Source organism: Geofilum rubicundum JCM 15548 (genome assembly GCF_000974365.1).
GTDB lineage: Bacteria > Bacteroidota > Bacteroidia > Bacteroidales > Marinilabiliaceae > Geofilum > Geofilum rubicundum.
The window spans coordinates 112626-134740 of record NZ_BAZW01000005.1; the positions used below are offsets into that span (position 1 = coordinate 112626).

At 45.5% G+C, this 22115-nt stretch carries 15 protein-coding genes; 11 read left to right on the top strand and 4 right to left on the bottom strand.

The genetic code is table 11. The features are described 5' to 3' along the window. Window positions 1–2: 2 nt before the first annotated feature. Together JCM15548_RS04325 and JCM15548_RS04330 are read right to left on the bottom strand one after the other, a co-directional pair. On the bottom strand, window positions 3–746 hold the full coding sequence (locus JCM15548_RS04325) for a LytR/AlgR family response regulator transcription factor (protein WP_062122623.1): 744 nt from the start codon (window positions 744–746) through the stop codon (window positions 3–5). Continuing rightward, window positions 743–4801: a two-component regulator propeller domain-containing protein gene (locus JCM15548_RS04330; protein WP_062122624.1), complete on the bottom strand. Its 4059-nt coding sequence runs from the start codon at window positions 4799–4801 to the stop codon at window positions 743–745. Before JCM15548_RS04330 ends, JCM15548_RS04325 begins: the two co-directional genes overlap by 4 nt. 169 nt (window positions 4802–4970) lie before the next feature. Between JCM15548_RS04330 and JCM15548_RS04335 the strand changes: the two genes are divergently transcribed. Genes JCM15548_RS04335 through JCM15548_RS04345 form a run of 3 tightly spaced genes read left to right on the top strand, consistent with a single transcriptional unit; the run spans window position 4971 to window position 8858 of the window. Continuing rightward, on the top strand, window positions 4971–5282 hold the full coding sequence (locus JCM15548_RS04335; protein ID WP_157482405.1) for a LytTR family DNA-binding domain-containing protein: 312 nt from the start codon (window positions 4971–4973) through the stop codon (window positions 5280–5282). A 19-nt stretch (window positions 5283–5301) separates the two neighbouring features. Further along, on the top strand, window positions 5302–6711 hold the full coding sequence (locus tag JCM15548_RS04340) for a hypothetical protein (protein ID WP_157482407.1): 1410 nt from the start codon (window positions 5302–5304) through the stop codon (window positions 6709–6711). Next, window positions 6693–8858: an MBG domain-containing protein gene (locus JCM15548_RS04345; protein ID WP_062122631.1), complete on the top strand. Its 2166-nt coding sequence runs from the start codon at window positions 6693–6695 to the stop codon at window positions 8856–8858. The genes JCM15548_RS04340 and JCM15548_RS04345 overlap by 19 nt, the downstream gene beginning before the upstream one ends. 228 nt (window positions 8859–9086) lie before the next feature. Here JCM15548_RS04345 and JCM15548_RS04350 read toward each other — a convergent pair whose 3' ends face one another. Further along, complete coding sequence (locus JCM15548_RS04350) at window positions 9087–10067, bottom strand: substrate-binding domain-containing protein (RefSeq protein WP_227625462.1); 981 nt, start codon at window positions 10065–10067, stop codon at window positions 9087–9089. 284 nt (window positions 10068–10351) lie between these two features. Here JCM15548_RS04350 and JCM15548_RS04355 point away from each other — a divergent pair, with 284 nt between their 5' ends. The 8 genes from JCM15548_RS04355 (at window position 10352) to JCM15548_RS04390 (ending at window position 20928) form a co-directional block, all read left to right on the top strand. Next, a complete protein-coding gene (locus JCM15548_RS04355; protein WP_062122635.1) occupies window positions 10352–12133 on the top strand; it encodes a methyl-accepting chemotaxis protein in 1782 nt (593 codons plus the stop codon). Between the two features lie 120 nt (window positions 12134–12253). Beyond that, window positions 12254–13036, top strand: a complete 783-nt coding sequence (locus JCM15548_RS04360) for a DeoR/GlpR family DNA-binding transcription regulator (protein ID WP_062122637.1) — start codon at window positions 12254–12256, stop codon at window positions 13034–13036. Between the two features lie 20 nt (window positions 13037–13056). After that, complete coding sequence (locus JCM15548_RS04365; protein ID WP_062122639.1) at window positions 13057–13776, top strand: class I SAM-dependent methyltransferase; 720 nt, start codon at window positions 13057–13059, stop codon at window positions 13774–13776. Window positions 13777–14136: 360 nt separating this feature from the next. Then, complete coding sequence (locus JCM15548_RS04370; protein ID WP_157482409.1) at window positions 14137–14652, top strand: hypothetical protein; 516 nt, start codon at window positions 14137–14139, stop codon at window positions 14650–14652. Between the two features lie 17 nt (window positions 14653–14669). After that, window positions 14670–17207, top strand: a complete 2538-nt coding sequence (locus JCM15548_RS04375) for an Ig-like domain-containing domain (RefSeq protein WP_062122643.1) — start codon at window positions 14670–14672, stop codon at window positions 17205–17207. 38 nt (window positions 17208–17245) lie between these two features. Further along, window positions 17246–17434: a hypothetical protein gene (locus JCM15548_RS04380; RefSeq protein WP_062122645.1), complete on the top strand. Its 189-nt coding sequence runs from the start codon at window positions 17246–17248 to the stop codon at window positions 17432–17434. A gap of 519 nt (window positions 17435–17953) precedes the next feature. Then, complete coding sequence (locus JCM15548_RS04385) at window positions 17954–19783, top strand: hypothetical protein (RefSeq protein ID WP_062122647.1); 1830 nt, start codon at window positions 17954–17956, stop codon at window positions 19781–19783. After that, complete coding sequence (locus tag JCM15548_RS04390) at window positions 19780–20928, top strand: T9SS type A sorting domain-containing protein (protein WP_062122649.1); 1149 nt, start codon at window positions 19780–19782, stop codon at window positions 20926–20928. Before JCM15548_RS04385 ends, JCM15548_RS04390 begins: the two co-directional genes overlap by 4 nt. A 182-nt stretch (window positions 20929–21110) precedes the next feature. On the opposite strand, the gene lepB is transcribed toward JCM15548_RS04390, so the two are convergent. After that, a complete protein-coding gene (gene lepB, locus JCM15548_RS04395) occupies window positions 21111–22115 on the bottom strand; it encodes a signal peptidase I (protein ID WP_062122651.1) in 1005 nt (334 codons plus the stop codon).

Below are 22115 nucleotides of genomic sequence, written 5' to 3' on the forward strand. Positions count from 1 at the left end.
GGTTAGCCGTTGATGGTTTTCATTAAATCATCTTTTTTACGGTGAGAAATGGGCACACTCACTTCGTCTGACATAACAACAGAGCTGCCATCGGCTCTGTTAATGCGGTTGATGTGCTGAAGGTTAATAAGGTGCGATTGGTGCACCCTGAAAAAACCATAGGGCAGAAGCAATGCTTCCTGATCTTTCAGCGTTTTGGACACCACAATCTTTCGGTTGTCGGTCAGGAAATAAGTCGTGTAATTACCAGAAGCTTCCAGCCGGATGATTTCATCCACGGGAACAAGGTAGATGCTTTCTGTTGTTTTCAATATGATGCGACGCGCCAAGGGTTCAGAGGGAACAGAGGCCGGGTCGGGAGCGACCGTCTTTTGTTCCACATATTGAAAAGCCTTGTGCATAGAAGTAACCAGCTCATCCGGATCCAAAGGTTTCAACAGATAGTCCAGCGCAGAGTATTTAAAGGCCTTGATGGCAAAGTCGGAATGAGCCGTTAAAAATATCAAGGCAAAATTTGAAAACTCCAGTCGGTTAAGCAAATCAAATCCTGTTCCGTCCTGCATTTCCACATCCAGAAATAAAATGTCCGGTCGGACCGCCCGCATGAGCTTCAGTCCCGTTACCACACCATCTGCCTCCCCGGCCACTTCAATATTTGGGAAAAGAGACCGCAACATGACCTTAATGTTGTCACGTGCCGGCATTTCATCGTCAATAATACAGGCAGTAATTGTTTGTTCTGTCATTTCTTATCTGGTTTATCAAGGATTTTAAATGGCGTGGTGATCGAAACGAGTGTTCCTTTACTTTTGGTATCAATGGTGGAACAATCTTCAATCGTAAGACTGAATGACTTTCCACTGCTGTTTAACGTGTTGAGTCGTTCGCGGGTTATTTTGGAGGCCAGAGATTCATGGGCAGATTGTTTGTGACGGCTTTTTAAAGAAGCCAAAACCCCAATCCCATTGTCCCTGATTATTATGTGAATACGATTTTTGTTGGGCTCAATTTTAATTCGAATCAAGCTATCTGACAGATCTCCTATAAATCCATGTTCGATGGCGTTCTCTACAAAGGGTTGTATCATCATGGGAGGAATCCCTGTCCTGTCTTCATCTATATTCTTTACCTCAATTTCATACCTGAATTTACCTTCCCAGCGCAACTGTTGCAAATCCATGTAAAATCTTACAGCTTCGAGTTCTTGTCGCAGCGGAATAAAGGGCTCCCTGGAGTTTTGAAGGGTCAGCCGGATTAATTTGGCAAACTTGGAAAGAAATCTGCCGGCCTCCATCGGACTGTTGCTAAAAATGAAACTTTGGATGGCATTGAGGGAGTTGAAAATGAAGTGGGGGTTCATTTGAGACCTTAACAGACGCTGCTCCACTTCCAGCGACCGGTTTCTTACGATCAAGCGTTTGGTATGCTGATAGAAGAAGGCCCCAATAATACCTGCCACCAGCAGAAAGTTGAAGGTGATGAACCACCAGGTCTTCCAAAAAGGCGGTGCTATATGAATGTGTAGACGGGTAGGTTTATTTTGGTGGTTACTCAATTCAAAAGTATAACGACCCGGCGGTACACTGGTATAGAAAATTTCGTTACCCGCCGGAACATCCGTCCATTCCCCATCCAATCCTTTTAGTCGGTAGGTGAGCCTCGATCTGGTTGAAGTGTATTCCATGGGCGAAACCAGCAGCGAGAAAAAATTCTGTCCGTGATCCAACTTGAGGCGATCTTCATTGGCTATGTAGTTTGTGTGCGTCTCCCCGGCCAGTTTAAAGCTTGAGATGTGACTGGCCCGATTAGGGGTCGTTTCCCAAAAGCGATTAATGTCCAGGATGATGGCACCTCCTGTAGAACCAAACATCAGCAAGCCCGTGGAGTGTTTCAGTGCGGAAGTGAATTGATGGCCATCCGGAATATTCAGAGCCCTCGTTGACAGTACGGTGGTTTGGCCGGTTGTCGGATTAAAGGCGGTTAAGTGGTAATCATGTGCCAGCCAAAGCAAGCCTTTATCATCTTCAATCAGGGCATTGATGCCCGATTCGGGCAACCCCTCTCTTGACGTGATGTGGCTAAAAGTATTGTTGTCAGGATGGTAACGATTGAGCCCATGACCGGCTATCCAAATGGACCCATCTTTGCTTTGCAGGAAACAAGTGGCTTCGTGTCCCCAAAATCCCGAGGAGTCGGGGCGACTGTCCGGATAATGCGTTACTTTTAGCGATGAGCCGTCCACCTTGTTGACCCCGGCATCGGAAGTCCCCACCCATATGTTTCCTGCCTGATCTTCCCGTGTAAAGGTAACCAGATGAGAAGTCAGCCGTGTGTCAGCAGGCTCATTATATCGTTTAAGTTCTTTCGTGTCCGGGTTGAGACTCACCAGCCCGGAATCGGTTCCTACCCATAAGGTGCGGTTCTTTTCCAGTAAGGCATATATTTGTCGGTCTTGCAGGACTTCAACTGACCGGAATGTCTTTGATGAATCCGGTTTTTCGTAAAGACCATTGTCGGTGCCCACCCATATCAAAGTGTTCACATGGTCCCGACAGGCAATGTGCGAAGTATAAGCGTGCAGTCCATTCACATACTGGTCTTTAAAAGAGGTGTACCGGATACTTCCGTCCGCCTGCTGAACGATTACGCCGTGTTCGCTTGCCATCCATTGCTCCTGCCGTTTGGGCGTATCCATCATCGCTTTCAGTCGGTCATTGCCGGGAAGCCTAAAGTACCGGGGGGCAGACTCAAATTCATGCTTGATCAGGTTGTAATAGAAGATGGCTTTGTTGGTTAGAATCTGAAGGGTGTTGTCCGATAAGGCCAGATCCTTGATGGATTGATTGAAAAGTGGTGTGGCCGGGTTGTTTGCCGAAAGGAAGGGCAGAATGCGCTGATTTTTCAGGTCCACCTGGAAAATTTGGTCAGCGTTGACCGCATAAAACAGATCATCGTTCTCTCCGGCAATGATTTTCGCCTGCTTTTCCAAGGTCGCATCAGGGCTCCAGGGAAGCTGTTTGAGGGCTTGGTTGTGGTCTTTTTGGGTCGTGTACAGCACACCCTGATCGGTCAGAAAGGCCACGCGTTCCGGGTTCGAAACAGCCACATCAAAGATGCTGTTTATTAAAGGATAAGTTCCTTCATAAGTGTTTTCACCTTTTGGGTAGGGGTTGACCAGGTAATAGTGAAGACCGGGAATGTAATGCGCATAGGTTTCCGTTTGGGTATTGAAACGATAGATCTGATTTCGGTTGGTTGCCAACCATAAAAAGTCCTCCTGAAAAACCATGTGTTCTATGGTTTGATTATAGGGGGCACTATTAGGCGTCAGATTGGGCGGTAAAATTTTTTTTGTATCGGGCGCATAACGCACCAGACCTGTATAGCCCCATACGCCCAGCCAAAAACGGCCCCTGCTGTCATGTAGAAAATCATTGTACCAATCGCTGTGCGTATTGTAGGGATTGATGCGGTGCTTTTCTATTTGATGGGTTGACGGATCAATACGGTTGAATCCGTTGCCCTGCCAATGACCAATCCACAATTGACCATCTCTGTCGTGGTAGAGGCATTTGACGCGGTCAGAAAGGAGCTTACGGCCCTCCGGGCCTTCGGTATTATAGACTTCCATGACTTTCCTCCAGGGGTACCAGCGGTTTAGACCGCCTCCAAAAGTACCCATCCATATGGAACTGTCCTTTTCTTCGGCCAGACTAGTGACATGGCTGTGAGAAAGACTGTTGGCGATTCCCGGAAGGTGTCGCAAATGATAGGGCGTGTTGTTTTCGGGACTGAGGATGGAAAGGCCATGGTCTGTGGCTATCCATAAATTGCCGTCTTTGTCCTCCATTATCTGGTTAACCTGGTCATCAGCCAGGGAAAACGGGTCGGAGACATGGTTGCGAAACAAGGTGAACTCATTCTTTTCTGGGGAAAATCGCACCAGACCATAGCCGGTTCCCAGCCATATCCTTCCCTGTTTATCCTCTAACAGACTAAAAGTAGAAGTGGCATATTTTTTAGTGAGGATGTTCGTTCTTTGGTCCAGTTGGTAAAAGCCGTTGATCGAACCCAGCCAGCTGCGGCCCTTTGAATCGGTCAGAAAGGAAGAGACATCCGGTTGACGGATCGACCGATCATGGGTGGTCATGACGACCTCCTCAAGCTGCCTGGCTCCCTGCTTTAACCGGAATAAACCGGTTATTCTACCGCCCACCCAAACATCGCCCTTCGGATCGGTATACAGACAATGGTAGCTGTAATAAGGCTGTTCCGGTGGTTTATGGTAATAATTATCGGTTTTGCCTGATGGCAGGTGATGTACATTCAGCATGCCGTTGACGGTTTCAGCATACAAGGTATCGGTCCCCTTTATAGCTATTTTCCGAATAACCGGCTGACTGATGGGGGTGGCACCTGATACTCCTACAGGAATGAAGGTTTCATTGGCTTTGTTGAGTTTTACGATGCCATTATGGGTGGCGATGTAAAGTTGATTGTTGGCATCGATGGCCAGAGAGGTGACATAGTTATGGGGCAACGACAGTGGGTGATCGGGTTGGTGGCGGTAGGTGAGGGTGGTGATGCCGTCATAGCGGCAGAGGCCGTTCTCTGTGGCAATCCACACAAATCCCAGTGTGTCCTGTACCATATCCAGAATGCGGTTAGACGGCAAGCCTTCCTCCATGCCCATGTTTCGGAAACGGGTAAAATGCTCCTGGTTTCTGGTTTGGGCGCTAGCCTCCCAAACAGATGCCAAAAGTACTATTAGCAATAGGTAATGATAGATAATGAGCCGCATGTAGATCTTTTACGCTGTAAAAATAATATTGTTTCCGGCAAATACTCACGAATTTCTGACGAATAATAAATGGCCCCCGGCAGATATTCATTCCTTCTTTTTTTTTCAAAAACAATGGGCTCCTTTGCTTAGAGGTATTCAATTCCGTGTTTATACAAATGCTTTAGTTATGCCTGAAACAAATAAGATAAAAACAGACATCGTTCGTGTTGAAATGGTCTCAGACACGACACTGGTGTACATGAGCGATGGTGGCGTTATGCCTGCCGTTAATACCATTGATGATTTGGAAGAAGAATTTGGGAAGGAGTTATTTATCCGCATCCACCCCTGTCACCTCATTAACCGCAAATATCTGAAGTCGATCGACCCAACAAAAAACCTGCAGGCTACCCTCACCTCCGGAGAAACGCTGCCGGCCGATCAGCGATTGGTGGAAAAGCCACGTTGGTGGACAAAATGGAAACGCATCATTCAATAAACCTAAATACTTAATGATTATGAAACGAATTTTACTTGCTTTTGTGTGGATCTTGATCAGCTTGCCCATGTTGGCCCAGCTGAAATCAGTGCCTTTGGTACCGGAAAGTTTTGCGCGTGTGTACAGCGGCCCGGTTGTAACCAATGCAAACGGCTTGCGGATGAATACCGTAGGGCGTAGGAATGGAAACACCTTGCTGCTGAAAGATGGCTTTAATGTGGTTGGTCAAGATGTTTACATAAAATGGTTTCTTAAAAGCAACAGTTACATCCGTGGCTCTTTTAGTTTATTGCCGATAACTGCTCAGCCTTCAACCTTTAATTCCGGTCAGTTGGATGCTTATCCCAAAAATGAATGGCTGTATACCCGGATTGTGGTGAATGCTGATTATTCTTTTGCTTTTGTGACTGCCCGTAACAATTACGACAATCAGGGCGGCTCACCTGTCGATGGTACGACCGTGTCGGGAACGGTACCCGAGGAGAGCCGACACGCGCTGACCAACAGCAGTCTCAAAATCGACATTGCCGATACCTATGATACCGGTGCTTACATGGATATTGCTGAGCTGCTCATTCCGGAGGATACTGAGTGGCAATACCGGGAGGCAGATATTTGGGATTTTGAAGTAGGTATTCCTGCACCTATTTCCTTCACAGGTACGGGTACTTGTCAGATAACTTCCACAGATGTGTTTGGCGGATCCGGGGCCCTTGAAGTAGTGGCCAATGATGGCGATGTTATGCAATTTGACATTCCGGCAGAGGTGGATTTCATGACTTTCAGGGTTAAAATTAGCCATGGTACAACCAAAATGGCGCAGCTGAAGCTGGATGGCATTTTTCAGAACTATTTGAGCATATATACTAATGGGTCAACGTCCTACGCTGAGGAGTGGTGTGAAGTGGCCCTGCCCATTTCCGGAGATGGCACTCCCACGCAATTTTCGTTGGAATTTGCGCTTGGGCATACAAGCCAGCTGGTGTTGATGGACGATGTTCGGTTTTACAGTAAGGATATTCCAAAATCTCAATTGAACCTGGATAATGGCGATATTCAGGAGAAGAGCCCTGTCGGCACCCATGTGGGTGATTTTTTCGGTACGGAATCAGAAGGACGGGACCTGAGTATTTTGACACATGGATTAGAGTCCCCAGACAAAGACTTTTTCACCATGGATGGGTCCGCCTTGAAAACCGCCGAGGTTCTTAACTCAGATGAGCACAACAATTTTAGTCTGGATGTGGTTGCAGAAGTGTCCGGCGTACTTCCTTTGTTGTATCATTCATTCGATATTAATGTTTTACCTGAGTTTGCAGGAGGGGATGGTTCATCCCTTTCTCCCTATCAAATTGCGAATCCACGTCACCTTAATAATGTGCGCAATTATCTGGCGCTGCCAATAAAGGCGTGCATTTTGAATTGGTGAATGACATTGATCTCACGGAGGTCTTGTCGCCAACAGGGCCCTATTACAATGATGGTGCCCTATGGGAGCCTATCGGGGTGGGTGCTGAGCGCTTTGAATCACAACTTGAAGGTAACGGTTTTGCCATTAGGGGACTGGCCATTAACCGGCCGACTGAAAATTCGCTGGGCTTATTTTTTGCAATTGGAAATGATGGAGCTATTCAAAATCTAAAAATTTTCACCGATGATGTTGTTGGCATTGTTGGGCAGGATTATATGGGCGTTTTGTCTGGTTGGGTAGACATGTCCTATATGGATATCTATATTAAAAATGTGGAAGTCAGTGGAAAAGTGACAGGACGGAACTATGTGGGTGGCGTTTTTGGACTTATTAATATGGGACGAAACATTGAACACTTATCCGCCCATGTGAATGTAACCGGTGTGGATTTTGTTGGTGGCTTAATCGGATACAGCGGTATTCCTTTGTCCCGTTGCTTTACGACCGGAAGTGTTCAAGGTGAAAATTATGTTGGTGGATTGGTTGGCAGGAACCGTCTTGATGAGGAGTTTTGGATGGAAGATGGTCGCATCATTGATTCGTATTCAACATGCAGCGTCTCCGGGAATTTGGGGGTCGGGGGACTGGTTGGACTCAATGAAGGCGCTGTGGTCAGGAGTTATGCCAGCGGAGCCGTTTCAGGCATGACAGAGGTCGGTGGACTTTTCGGATCTGGAATGGATACGCATGTCTCTGATAGCTTTTGGAATACCGAGACTACAGGCGTTTCTGTTTCCCTTGGTGGTATTGGGATCAGTAGCGGGCAAATGCGGGATCAGGCTACCTTTACAGGCTGGGATTTTGAAAATGTGTGGACTTCCTTGTCGGGTGAAAACCGTTCTTTCCCCTATTTCAAAATGGTTACCACGGACCCCATTCCCGGAAAAATCGGGGTCCCTTCCATAACGACGTTACCGAATGCTTCCCTTGTTTATGGCCAAGCCATTGGCAGTAGTGTCATGACGGGCGCTTTGGTTGAACATGAAGGCCTTGAAGTAGAAGGTTCCTTTGTCTTGTCACCGACTGAGTTAAAACCATTGGCGGGGACTGAGACGGTGGATTTTGTTTTTGAGCCGCTCTTGCCGGAACTGTATCTGCCGATTTCCGGACAAATGGATGTTGCGGTGAGCCAGGCCCCACTGACCGCCACAGCCGATAACCAGTCGCGCACCTACGGTGCTGCCAACCCCGCACTAAGCATCAGCTACAGCGGCTTTGTCAACGGAGAAGACGCTACGGCCATTACCGCGCCTGAGGCAGCTACATTGGCTGAGGCGACCAGCCCCGTGGGTGACTATGCCATTACCCTGAGCGGTGGTGCAGCTGATAACTACGACCTGACACTGGAGAATGGCACCTTGTCGGTAAGCCAGGCCCCACTAACCGCCACAGCCGATAACCAGTCGCGCACCTACGGTGCTGCCAACCCCGCACTAAGCATCAGCTACAGCGGCTTTGTCAACGGAGAAGACGCTACGGCCATTACCGCGCCCGAGGCAGCCACTCTAGCTGAGGCGACCAGCCCCGTGGGTGACTATGCCATTAGCCTGAGCGGTGGTGCAGCTGATAACTACGACCTGACACTGGAGAATGGCACCTTGTCGGTAAGCCAGGCCCCACTAACCGTTACTGCTCTGGATCAGACGAGAACCGTAGGAGATGAAAATCCGGTATTTGAGCTGGACTACAGCGGTTTTGTCAACGGCGACGATCCCCGCGCTCTGACTCAATTGCCCATGGCATCAACTGTCGCTGATATCAACAGTATTCCTGGTGAGTATAGCATCGAAGTCGGTGGCGGAGATGACACCAACTACTACTTTATTTATCAGTCGGGTACCTTGTATGTGACCATTTCAGTCGGAAGTCCAGAAGCCCTGGAAGAGCGCACTGTTAGCGCCTATCCCAATCCCTTTATATCAGAAATAGCCTTCTCTGGATTTGGGCATTCGGAACCGAAGCAAGCTGCGCTTTATGATTTATCGGGAAGAAAACTGCGTGCCTTTATGGTTTCAGATGGCACTTCTGTTGATTTATCAGATTTGTCAGCCGGCGTTTACTTGATTAAGGTAGATAACCAACTGTTTAAAATGGTGAAGGAATAGCCTTCCGGATCTGCTCTAAAACAAAAATCCCAATAAAAGACTCTCTGGTCTTTTATTGGGATTTTCTTATATTTGTGCATCCGAAATCAATAACTACCTTCAAAGATGAAACAAAATTGGCGCATCTATCAGAAGCTTCACCGCTGGACTGGTGACTATTTTCCTTTAAATGAATTTAAATGTTCTCACAATGAGAGGGTATTGAATGTAACACGGTTGCCCTTAGTATTAGTAAACCTCGTCGCGCGTATAAACCCCGCCTTCAATCAGAACTTCATCCAGATTGTCGCGGGTAACCAGTATCGAGTTGATTTGTACGGTTGGGACCTGCTTAAAACCATTGTCGGTGTATACCACATTAAAGTCGTCCAGCTTGTCTCCCTTTATGAGGGCCACCGCCACATCTGCTGCGGTGTAAGCGATCTCTTTGAAGGGATGGTACATGGTCATTTGCTGTTTGCCGGCGGCAATGTCCTGCACCGATTCAATCTGGGCATCCTGGCCGGTGATGATTACTTCGCCGTCCAGATCCCACTCTGAAAGGACATCCAGCATCTCATGGGACATGCCATCGAAGCAGGAAATGATGACATCCGGATGGGTTTCCGAATTATTCAGAAATTGCTTCAGTTCAAAAGCCGCATTTTTAGGGTCCCAGTTTTCGGTGAAAGTTTTATACAGAATATTGATCTGGCCATTATCAATCGAAGGCGCCAACACAGAATCAATAGATGCCTGTAATTCAACCGCATTCCGGTCAAACTTGTCGCCTCCAAACAACATATAATTGCCTCTGGGCACCTGACTAAGCGCATACCCTGCCATGCCTTCGCCCAGACTTTGGTTGTTGCCGGCAATGTACATATCTAAATCACTGTTGACCAACAGACGGTTGTAGGCCATTACCGGAATGTCCACTTCATTAAAATCGCGAACTATGGCATTGGCTGTAATTTCGTTGATGTAGATGAGCACCAGCATGTCAACACCCTGTTCCTTCATTTCCATGGCCTTCTGGTATTGCAAAGCCGCATTATTGTCCGCCTGGTCAATAATCACCTCTGCTCCCAACTCTCTGGCCCTTTCGGCAAAATAGTTGCTTTCTACCACAAACCGATAGGTAATGTCAGAGGAAAACAGGAATCCAATTTTGATGTCTTCCTTTGAGGAACAGGCAGAAAAGAGTCCCGATAACACAAAAGTTACCATTAATATCAGGATGAATGAATCTTTTCTTGGCTTTAAAGAGTAAAACGGTAATAAATCTTTGGTTTTCATAAAATATCTGTAGAAATAAATTGTTTTTTATCCATGGTTAATTCCGATAGCCTTTCAAAAACCCGATACGGTAATTGTGGGCAAATGGTTATCAGTAAATAACAGTTAATTTTATTTAATGGATAAAACTACTACTTTTATGCGCAAAATTATATAGGTTTAAACGTAATTTTACACAGTTGGTCAAAAATAAAAATCTAAAATATAGATAGACAATGAAGTGGAGAGATCTTAATATCAATACGAAGATAAGAAGCACCATGGGGGTCGTATTGTTGTTGACTTTTATGATGGGAGGATACACGCTGATTAATTTGGTTCGTGTGAACAATGGCATTGGGACCCTATCCAATCAATACATCCCCTATGTCAATGAAGCCATTCAGGTTTCCCAGGCCTGGTGGCGGATGTCAGAATTTGCCCGTTCCTATGATTTCACAGCGGATGATTATTACGCCTTTCGCGCGGATGGTGAGTTCAATAAATTTAACGAAGCACTGGAAAGCCTGATTGAAATGGATGGGGGACTGGGAGAGGGTTCTAATTCGGAAGTATTATTGCCCCTCAAGGACCTTATTGGTGAATATCGTTCCCAAATGGACAGTTATTTACCCCTGCAGGAAGCCATGCACATGCATCAAAATGCCATGGCTGAGCGTGCTTCTGAATTATTTGAAGCCGTGAAGAACCATCGCTCCAATGCCGCTACCCAGTCGGCCGGAAGCTTGGCCTTTGGCATATGGGGAGAAATTCAGGCGGATGCTGCTGCTCGTTCTTCTGAAGACATGCAAGAAGTTGAGGACGATTTGGTCGAACTCAATGCACTGATAGCCCGGAATTACTACCCCGGAAATGTCCAGCCTTTGTTGACCGCCTTTGTCGACGAAGCAGAGGCCTTTGTGACGACATACCGTCAGGCCCGTCAGGCCGAAATCAAAAATTTTGAACTGGCCAAGGCCATCATGTGGGAAATCCGTACGGTTTCGGACATGGGACAAGACCAGATGAAAGTCATGGGCGACGATGCCATTCGTATTGTGGGTATGGTTCGATCTCTGGTCATCATGGCCGTTTTGATTTTGATTGTTGTCGGATTTCTGATTTTCTGGTACTTGCCACCCTCCATTACCAAGCCGATATTGGAAGGCGTGGGCAATGCGGAGAAAATCGCCAACGGCGATTTGACGGTGACCTTCGATACCACCCGTAAGGATGAGGTCGGGCGCTTATCGCTCGCCCTCAATAACATGGTATCTAATTTGAAAGAGATTCTGAACGACATTGCCTCCAGTGCCCGTGAAATTGGCGAATCCGGTGAGAAATTGGTGACAGAATCCGAAGAAATGGCAGATGGTGCCAACCAGCAGGCTTCTGCTGCTGAAGAAGTTTCTTCCTCCATGGAAGAGATGTATGCCAACATTCAACAGAATACCGATAATGCCAAGATGACCGAAGGCATCGCGCTGAAGGCGACCGTTAATATGAATGCCAGCAATGAAACCTCGAAGGTTGCAGCCGATAACATGCAGGAAATCACTCAGAAAGTCTCCATTATTGGAGACATAGCCTTCCAGACCAACATCCTGGCCCTTAATGCTGCCGTAGAAGCAGCGAGAGCCGGAGTGGAGGGACGTGGTTTCGCCGTGGTGGCAGCTGAGGTCCGCAAACTGGCAGAGCGCAGTCAACAAGCCGCAGCAGAAATTAACCGGGTGTCGCGCACCACTTTCGAATCTTCTCAGGAAGCCCGGGAGCAACTCGAATCTTTAGCGCCTGAAATTGAAAAGACAGCCTCGCTGGTGCAGGAAATTGCCATGGCCTCCATGGAGCAGGTAGCAGGGGTAGAGCAGATCAATAACGCGCTACAGCAATTGAATTCCGTTACCCAGCGCAATGCCGCCAATTCCGAGCAAATCAACAATGCGGCTCACCGACTGGAGTCTCTGGCGGAGCGGCTCAACAGAACACTGGTGAAATTTAAACTGGAAAAGGGAAATTGAAATCGGCGCGAAAAGTAAGGCGCATCCGATTTTCTTGAGAAACAGAATTAACAGACTCATTTCAGGGTAAAAGTATTGATCTAAAATCAATACCTTTACCCTGAAATTTTTCATATAGTTATGAGTAATTATAATCCAGATACAACGGCCGGTCGACGGGGACTCATCATCAAGATGCTGGACGATCTGGGACAGGTAAATGTCAAGGAATTAAGCCTTCATTTCCAGGTCAGTGAGGTCACCATTCGCAACGATCTGGCCCACCTCGAACAGAAAAACCTGCTGATACGTGCCCGGGGCGGTGCCATTAAAACCGACAAGGCCTCGCTGGATCTTCGCTTTCTCGAAAAGAAAAGCAAGAACGTTCGCGAAAAAGAAGCCATTGGTCGCAAAGCCGCCCGCTTCATCAGTGATGGGGACACCATTGTGGTGGACAGTGGCACCACCACCCGCGAGATTGTGAACCACCTCTCACGCTTCAGTCGCCTCACCGTCATCACCAACGCCTTAAACATTGCCAGTACCCTGGCCGATATGGACAATATCACAGCCATCATGCCCGGAGGCATCATGCGCCATAACATCCTGTCGCTGGTGGGCGCCATTGCCATCGATAATTTCAAAAAATTCTTTGGCGACAAGCTTTTTTTGGCCGCTGATGGCATCGATGTGAATCTGGGCCTGTCGTCCCCCGACCTCGAAGAGGCCGCCCTCAAGCGCACCATGATCAAAATGGCCCGCAAGGTGATTGTGGTGGCCGACTCCTCCAAATTTGGCCGCCGTAACCTGGCCGTCATTTGCAGTATTAGTCAGATAGACGTTCTCATAACCGACAAAGGCATTTCCGCTGCCGACCATGAAGCCCTGGTAACCATGGGGGTGGAAGTGGTCATCGTCGATTAAACAATAATTTTCAAGCAACCATGATACAAGCACAAAACGACCCGATCGGCCAGGCCGGTCTGGACTATTTTCTTAACGGACAACGCAGCACCGACATCAAAGTCTGGAGCGACATCGCCGAGAGCGACACCCTGCCGGTTCATTACCTGTTCCGAACCTACCACGAAATGCCCTCACTGGAGCAAAAAGCACTGGCCCTCTGCAAAGGCAAGGTCCTCGATGTCGGAGCCGGCATGGGCAGCCATGCCCTGTACCTACAGGATCAAGGTCATGCCGTCACCGCCCTCGAAATATCCCCCCTGGCCTGTGAAGTCATGTCCCGCAGAGGCGTATCTCAAGTCGTCAATGCCGACTTCTTCAAGCACGCCAGTGATCAAAAATACGACACCATCCTGCTGCTCATGAATGGCATCGGACTGGTCGGCACCGTCAACGGATTCCCCACTTTCTTCAAAAAAATCAAGGAGCTTTTGAATCCCGGTGGACAAATACTCCTCGACAGTTCCGATTTGCGCTATCTCTATATCGACGAAGACGGCAGCATGCTCATCAACCTCAACGGACGTTACTACGGCGAAGTAGAATACCGCATGAGCTACGGCGATTACAAAGGCAAGCGCTTCAAATGGCTCTTCATCGACGACCAGCTCATGGCCCACCACGCCGAAAAACACGGCTTCAAATTCGAAAAAATCGCCGACGGCACCCATTACGATTATCTGGCACGAATCAATTTTTAATGCCAATACCCATTGATAAAACAGATGTTGTGCCTAAAAGCTGTTGGCCTAAAAAGTTGACATAATGAAAGTTGTGTCCCCTTCCGTTTTTGGCCTTCCTTTTGGGAAGCAAAACCGGCCTTAAAACAATTTCTAATTTACCTGCGATTCGTCAACAAGAACCTACTTTTTATCAACAATAGTCAATTAACTGGCAACAAATCAGCACCAAATTCCGTATAAATTGTTAATATTACGTTAATTTTGTAGGAATTTTTATCTGAGATAAATAACCCCCCTCAGATAGCGCCAGGAGAGGACATCCCAGCAAGGGATGATTTGTGTGAGACAGATGGATATTACAATATTAATTTTATTACTATGAAGAAACATATACTAAAAGTGTGGATGATTTTAGCCATCAGTTTTTTGGCTATGGATGTGGTTGGGCAGGAATCTTATACGGCTGGTTATCCTAATGTGGATGGAGTTGGACAAGAGACTGCTACTTTGAATGTGAGTGCGACGGTGGGAGGCACAGAAACCACTATGGTAACAATCCCCGGAGGTCCTACATTTCCTTATACCTATGCTACTCATCAAGCTAAATATGTAACTCTTCTTCATACAGATCCCCAACCTAGTAAAGAAAATGTTATTAATTGGAGTTCTGATGGAAATAGTGGTTCTATTTCTGAGGGTTTATATGGAAGTATTAATTTGTGGAGTGCGAATTCTGAATTCAGTTCTTCGATTTTGAATCTGCAACCCAGTACAAATTACGTTATTTATATAGTGACGGTTGATGTATCTGGGAATAATGTCATTCAGACGGAAATGGACAGTAATTCACCTACATTGGTTTCTTTTACTACCTCTGCTCCACCCCTCCTTTAACTGCTACCTTAAATCCTTTGGATAACGCAATTGATATTCCAATTGGTACATCTTCTTTTGAGCTGACTTTTAGTGAGAATATCGCTTTGGCAAATGGGAATTTTTATGTTGAGTTGCTTGAAGAAGGTGTTTCAAAGGAAATCCAGTCAGTTGGAGATAGTCATATTTCGAACAATGTACTTTCTTTATCTTTTAATTATTCACTCGGATACGCCAAAGAATATAATATTTTATTGCCGGCCAATGCTATTAAAGCTGCCACTTCGACTGCTTTGTATTCCGGATTAGCTGCTGGTGAATGGTCATTCACAACTGAAAGTTCACCTCCGTTGTGGGCTAATGGATTTCCCTCAGTTTCTGGCCAAAACTCTGCTAAATTTGATCTGAATGCACTGGCAGATGTAACAGGAATTGTTTATGGGGTGGTTACCGGGGCCGCCGCGCAGCCTTCTGTGGCACAAATCGTTGCAGGGCAAAATAGTTCTTCAGGGCCTGCAAAAATCGCCAGAAATGCAAGCGTAACATCTATTGTAACGCCTACACCTGTTGAATTCTTATTTAATGATGATACCCCCACAGGAGTGAATTATTATTTGCATACGGTGTTTGAAAAGGATGGAAAGTACTCAACTGTTGAAACAATAACCATTGATAGAATTATACCGGAAATTAATCAGCTGACATCACTTCCTCTTAACGGTGATTTTACGGTTGCTGTTGATGAAAGTGTTACTATTGTATTTAAGGAGCCTGTATTTGGATTCGATGGATCTGGAACTTTACCTTTGGATAATACTTATTTCTCCTTCCAATATGACGATAGTGGAACGCCAATCGATGTAGCTTTCACTTTTTCGCAAACTACTACCAGCGAACAAACAACTGTGGTTTTGCAACCGGATGTACTTCTCTTGCAAGATGAAGAATATACGGTTACGATTGCCCCAGTTTCTGATGCGAGTGGTAATTTAACGAATCAAATTGTAAGGACCTTTGAAACGGATAAGGAGAATGTGTGGATCGGTGGAGGTGTAGTAACTACTTGGAATGATCCTCTTAACTGGAGTTCCGGAACCTATGCACCGGGTAAGACTGTCACTATTCCTATCGGTTCCACTGCATTTCCAGAGATTACATCTGGCACTATTGATGTGCATAACTTGACCATTGAGCCTGGTGCTTCACTAACGCATACAGGTGGTACCTTAAATGTTACCGGTCTTTTTACCTTGCAGTCTTCTGTAGCTGTTAATGCTTCTTATATTAATAATGGAGCCGTTGGTACAGTATTGAATGTAGTTGGTTCAAATGTGAATGTGGAGCAGGTTATAGATAATATCAATATGACTTATTTAATATCTTCTCCAACAGACGGTAGTACTGCACTGAGTTTTGGTAACTATTATCCTTTGTACACCTACAATAATACCACAGATGCCTGGGATGCAATTAGTTCTGGCGCAACAATGGCACCTGGGGTTGGATACCGAATGTGGACCGATGATAGTATGGTGGGTTTTTCCGGTGAAATAAATACGGGAGCTTTCTTGGTTAATTTAACAAGAACTAATGGAGCAGGTTACGGATGGAATTTGGTCGGTAATCCTTATCCCGCATCTATTGATTGGACACTGCTTGGTATAAATGAAAGCTCCACCATTGAAAATAATTTCTGGATTTGGATGCCTACGCAAAGAGCATACGGGGCTTATAGCGCATCTACGGATATACCTATCAACATTACGTCTTCCAAAATTCCTTCCAATCACGCTTTTCTGGTTAAAGTAAAAATTGGTGAGCCTACTGGAAGTATTGAGTTTGTTCCTGATGCTCAAGTGGCCAATGATGCCAATTATTTAAAGTCTGGCACCACTAAGCCTGTTGTTGATTATATCAAGTTGGCAGGAGTCACGTCTAATAATGTTAAAGATGAGATGGCCGTTGCGTTCATAGATGAGGCGTCTACCGCTTTTGATAGATTCGATCTGGAAAAGAGATTTGCCAATCGTGATCATTTGTTTGAGTTGTTTTCTTTGGCCGAATCTATGAAGACTTCCATTAATGCCATCCCTCTAAATGGTACTTATGAAGTTCCTTTAGGCTTTAATGCGCTTAAGACTGGAGACTTTTCTATAGAAATGGTTATGAACAAGGCTGAAAATGTTGAAACTATTTTAGTGGATAAGTTAGAGGCAACTGAAATTGCTTTATTGCCGGGTGATCGTTATGACTTTTCTGTGGCGTCAAAAGGTTTGAATACCTCTAGATTTAGTCTAAAGTTTTTTAAAGTTTCAACGGATCTGCCGATTGAATCAATAAGTTTCAATCGGTCTAATGTTTTTGTGCAAGGTCGGGAAGTATTTATTAGTGTACCATCTGAAATAGCAGGTTCGGAATATCGTGTCAATGATTTTTCAGGCAGGTTGATTCAGACTGGTACCTTACGTAATGATGGAGTTAATTCCTTAGGCCAATTTGTTGAAGGTTCCTATATCATTAATATCATAGGAACATCGAATGCGGCTCTTGAAAATCATAAGGTTGTAGTTTATTAATAAAATGCTTAATTTTGTGTTGATTTGATTAGACCTTTATGACCAGAAAGAAAACATATTTTAGCCCTAGAATTGAGATTGTCTTATTGGATGCTGATATTTCCATTTGCATGGCTACAGAATTTACTGAGCCTGATCCTGGAGATAAACCTAATGGCGGAGCTACTGTCAATACCTTCGACACCAAAGAAGACAACTCAGGCTTCAACGAAGACCCTTTCAGGTAAGTTAACACAACTCATAATAAATCAAAACGCCCCCTTTGCGAAAAGCAGAGGGGGCGTTTTATTTATGCACCCTGCATGAAAAATCATTAGATCGTTCAAATCCACATTCTGGTGTGCACAATCCCCGCTATAACCAATCATAAATTTTCGTTACGCGAAGTTAAAATCTCCAAAGAGGAGTGAAATTGGGTATGAAAAGAACCTTAAAAGTTCACCAAAACTCTAACAGGTGTTACTTCATTAATAAAGGAGCTAAAGGGCAAGCTTTTTACGAGGTTAGTAGTTAATGGAATATCTATCAAACAGTTATTAATCTTGCTTAATTGCTTACGCATTCAATTATGATACATTTTCGACCGAAAATGATGCATAAATAATTTGTAAAAGCGAATTATTTATAAGTATTGTCAAATGTGTTTTAGACATGTTGTGAATAAAGCCATAAAATTGTTAACGTTTATTCATGGGCTGATTATTTCAGTCTAAAATTCATTTTTTGAAAAACTTAAATTTAATCTTATGAAAAGAAAAATTTACCAAATTTTTAGAATGTCGATTCTTACGGTATTTCTAGGTGCATTTACTTTAAATGCGCAAAATGGATATATCTATTTTCCGGATAGTGAAGTGGCTGCGGATGTAACGACTGTGGCGACTGAAGTGACGGATCCGGCAACAGCTGAGGTTGACTTGATGGGTGATTTTACAGTTCAGGTGGCTGGTACGGCTGGTGCTGAAATTGTATTATCCAACGGCATTATTTTTTATGCCTACACCCCTGTGGCAACAGGAGATGTTCGGATTGTAAAAAAAGGCTCTGCCGTTTATGTTTTTGAAGGTGCTGAGTTTAAGGAGACAATTAGCAGCCAGGAGCATGATATTTACCCCGCCATTACTGATGTTGATGCACATGATAATGCGGCTCAACTTCTTACAAATGCGAGTTTTGAAACAACTGGCGGCCTGGTGGATGGTTCAACATCCAATTACAAATTTGGAGAACCATGGGTGACCAATGTTGAAATACCTACAAGTTATGGTATAAGGATTGCAGAAAATACAGAATTAGCTGTGAACGGCAGCTATCTTCTTCTTTGGCGCGGAAGTGGTAATGGTAATTATTTCGCTCAGCCAGTCAGTGGTCTGAAACCCAATACCATTTATCAGGTCATTGTTCGACAGGTAATAGGCGATAATGCCAATGCTGACTTTATGGTAGGACTGGGTTCCTCTGTAGATGGTTTGGAACATGGTAGTTCACTTGTTCGTTTGGGTAGTGGTTATGACGGTGCGCAAACTGCATCTGTTATGACGCCATCTGACCTCACTGGTGATGTGTTTTTTACTTTAAAAAACACACCTACGAATACGGCAAGTTCGGGAACTGATCCGTTTACGCAGATTGATTATGTGGCGTTAGTAGAAGGTACCATAGGTCAATCTGGTATTACTGGAGCATCCGGTAGTGTATATTATACTGCGGATGTGTATGCGCCAGACCAAGGGTTAAATTTTGCGGCGGGTGACTATTATGATATGACTTCTTATATCGTAAACCCAAGTTTTGAAGTGGGTGGTTTCAATGGCTGGACAAACAGTGGCATGCAAACACAAACAAATGATCCAAGCAGTCAGGGCTGGACAAAAGATGGCAATGTATATGTGGAACGATGGACAGGTGCTCCGAATACACTTCCTGCATCCAGTGTATCTCAGACTGTTAGCGGTTTGCCCAATGGGGTTTATAAATTGTTGGCCGCAGGTCATGCCGTTATGCAAGGAAGTGCTGATCCTACTGAAGGCGCATTTCTTTTTGCTGGTACAGACCAAACGCCACTTAATGTTGGTGGTGAATATGAGGTGGCCGATGTGCTTGTTGTAGATGGGTCCCTGAGTGTTGGTTTTAAACTGGAAGGTACTATTACGGCCAATTGGGCAGGAGTGGACAACTTCCGTTTGCAATATTTTGGTGTAGATTTAACTGCGCTGAACGATTTGCTGACTGAAAAAGTAACTGAAGCTCAGGCCATTTTGGATGCTACCGGTAATCCTGCCGGGTATAACAAGGTGGAGCTGGAAACTGCTATTGCCAATGCGGCGGTTGTAGAACAAAATGAAGCTGCTCTGGAAGCTGCCATCAATGCATTGGAAACAGCTATTGCCAGTTTCCATGAAGTAGTTGCTGCTTATGGAGAATTGAAAGCGGCTTTGGATTATGCAGCTACTTTAGAGGCAACTACCTTCCCGGGCAAAACGGAGTTTGATGCTGCTGTAGCTACTGCACAAGGCGTTTATGACAGCACCGATGATAAAACGGCTCAGGAATTCATAGATGCTTCCGTAGCTTGAAGGCTGCAGCGCAGACTTACGTATTGTCGCAAGCGGTTCCTGCCAATATCACCGGATTACTGGTTAATCCAGGTTTTGATGTGGAGCCCATTACATTTACCGAAAGTAATGGAACGGCCAATGGAACCGCTTTGGTAGCCACAAGAATATACGATGTACCAGGTTGGAACGAGGAACTTGTATCTGCATGGGGTCGAATTGCCACTGCCAACTATGGAATTACATTTGATGCGATTCCTGATGTTTTAAACGGAACAACGCCTCCTGCTACTGATATGGCTGGAAGCACAGAAGGTGCTGCACTCAAATTATCAGGTTCATGGGGTTCTCCTGCGGTTGTAACTCAGGATGTAACCTTACCGGCTGGTAATTATGAGTTAAGCTTTGAAGTGATCAATATGAGTGCAGGCTTAAGTATCGGTATCAACCAGTTTGGCTTTGTGCCCAATGAAGGGGATGCTGTTTACGGAACCACAACCTTGTTTGAAGATGTATGGACCACCGAAACGGTTGCTTTCAGTTTAGATGCTGAAACAGCCGGAAAATTGAGTATTGGTTTTGAAGGTGTGGGCGCTGGTACAGGTTCTAATGGAAAACTGTACATTGATAATGTGAATTTGGTTTATTTCGGGGTTCCTTCTGATGTGGCTGAATTAAGTAATCTGACTGTAAATGATGTAGATGTTGACGGGTTTGCTGCCGGTACTTATGTATATGATGTTGTTTTACCAGTAGGAACTGTTGATATTCCAACTGTAACTGCAACGCCTGCAGATGGAAATGCAACGGTAGTGATTGCTGATGCTGAAGCACTGCCAGGAGCAACAACCGTAACGGTTACTGCTGAAGATGGAACAACAGAATTGACTTATACGCTCAACTTTACTGTTGAGGTTGGAACAAGTCTTAACGCCATCGGAATGGATGATGTTCAGGTTTATCCTACTGTTTCCAATGGTCGTTTCACCGTTGATACGAATGGACAGGAAAGCAAGTTGACTGTATTGGATATGACCGGTCGGGTTATTTCAGTTCATGAGACCATTGTTGATGAGGCTGTGAGCATTGCCAAGCCAGGCATTTACCTCTTGAAGGTGGAAAGAAATGGTGTCAGCAAGGTTTTCAAAGTAGTTAAGAAGAACTAGTAAAAAATAGATTTAATAATTGATTTAAGGGGAGGTGCTGAGGCACCTCCCTTTTTTTGCTTGTGGTGTAATGTCAACTTCAGATGACCAAAATAAGTGTCCAATATGGAAGTTTCTTTTCCGCCATCGAAAAATCACGTTAATAAAAACAAGTTGGTCGCCGTTTAAAAATCTGCACAAAATCATTTCCGGTATTTCACTACCCCCACAATGTGGTTCTCCGGGACGGGGCCCCAGTAGCGGCTGTCGAAGGAACGGGGGCGGTTGTCGCCATGCACCCAGTAGTAGCTGAGTTTGAAGGTGTATTTACTGATGGGGATTTGGTTGGCAAAGATGTAGTTGCCTTTGACCTCTAAGGGGGTTTGCTCAAAGACTTCAATCATGCGGCGGTAAATGGGCAGATTTTGGGGAGTCAGTTCGATGGTTTCGCCTTGTCTGGGCAGGTAGATGGGGCCGAGGTTGTCGGCGTTCCATAGCCAGCTTCGCATGAAGGGGAAGATGTAGGCATCGGGGATGCCGGGTGACAGAATTTCTCTTTTTAAGTGGGTGGATAAATCGCCAAGTCTTTCGAGGTCCTGATTGTTTAGTCGTAAATAGGTTTTATTGCCTTCTATGAGGGGTTCTACTTCGTTGTTTAAGCGTGCCAGGGCTCTGGGCAGGTCCTGGTCCTGACCAGTCCATAAGTAGGTTAAACAGGCATGTTCTTCAGATTTGCCTTGGCCGTTAATCATGAGGGTGCCGCGTTCTATTTGAACGGTGTCTCCGGGCAAGGCGGTGATTCGCTTGACCATCCTGGGGCGTTGTGTTACTTCGGTGGACTGCAAATCGCCCCAGCCTTCTGTGATGAGGAGGCTGTCGAGATTCGGGTGTTGTCGGCGCAACAGGTAGTAGCTTTCTCCGGGTTTGTTGGCGATGATGGTGTCGGCATCCGGAAAGTTGAAAACGATGATGTCGCCATATTTCAGGTCTTTGTACCGGTAGGGACGGTTGTATTTGTCCGGGTCGTTGGCATAGAAGCGGGGACCGGGAATGAGCTTGTTGACCAGCACGTACTGTCCGGGCTCTATGGTGTTTTCCATGGAGGAGGTGGGGACTTTCAAGAGCTCAAAGCCGTACCTGTAAACCAAGTCGGAGATGAGGACGCCTAAAAGGAGCCAAAGTGCCAGTTTTATAAGGTTACGTTTCAT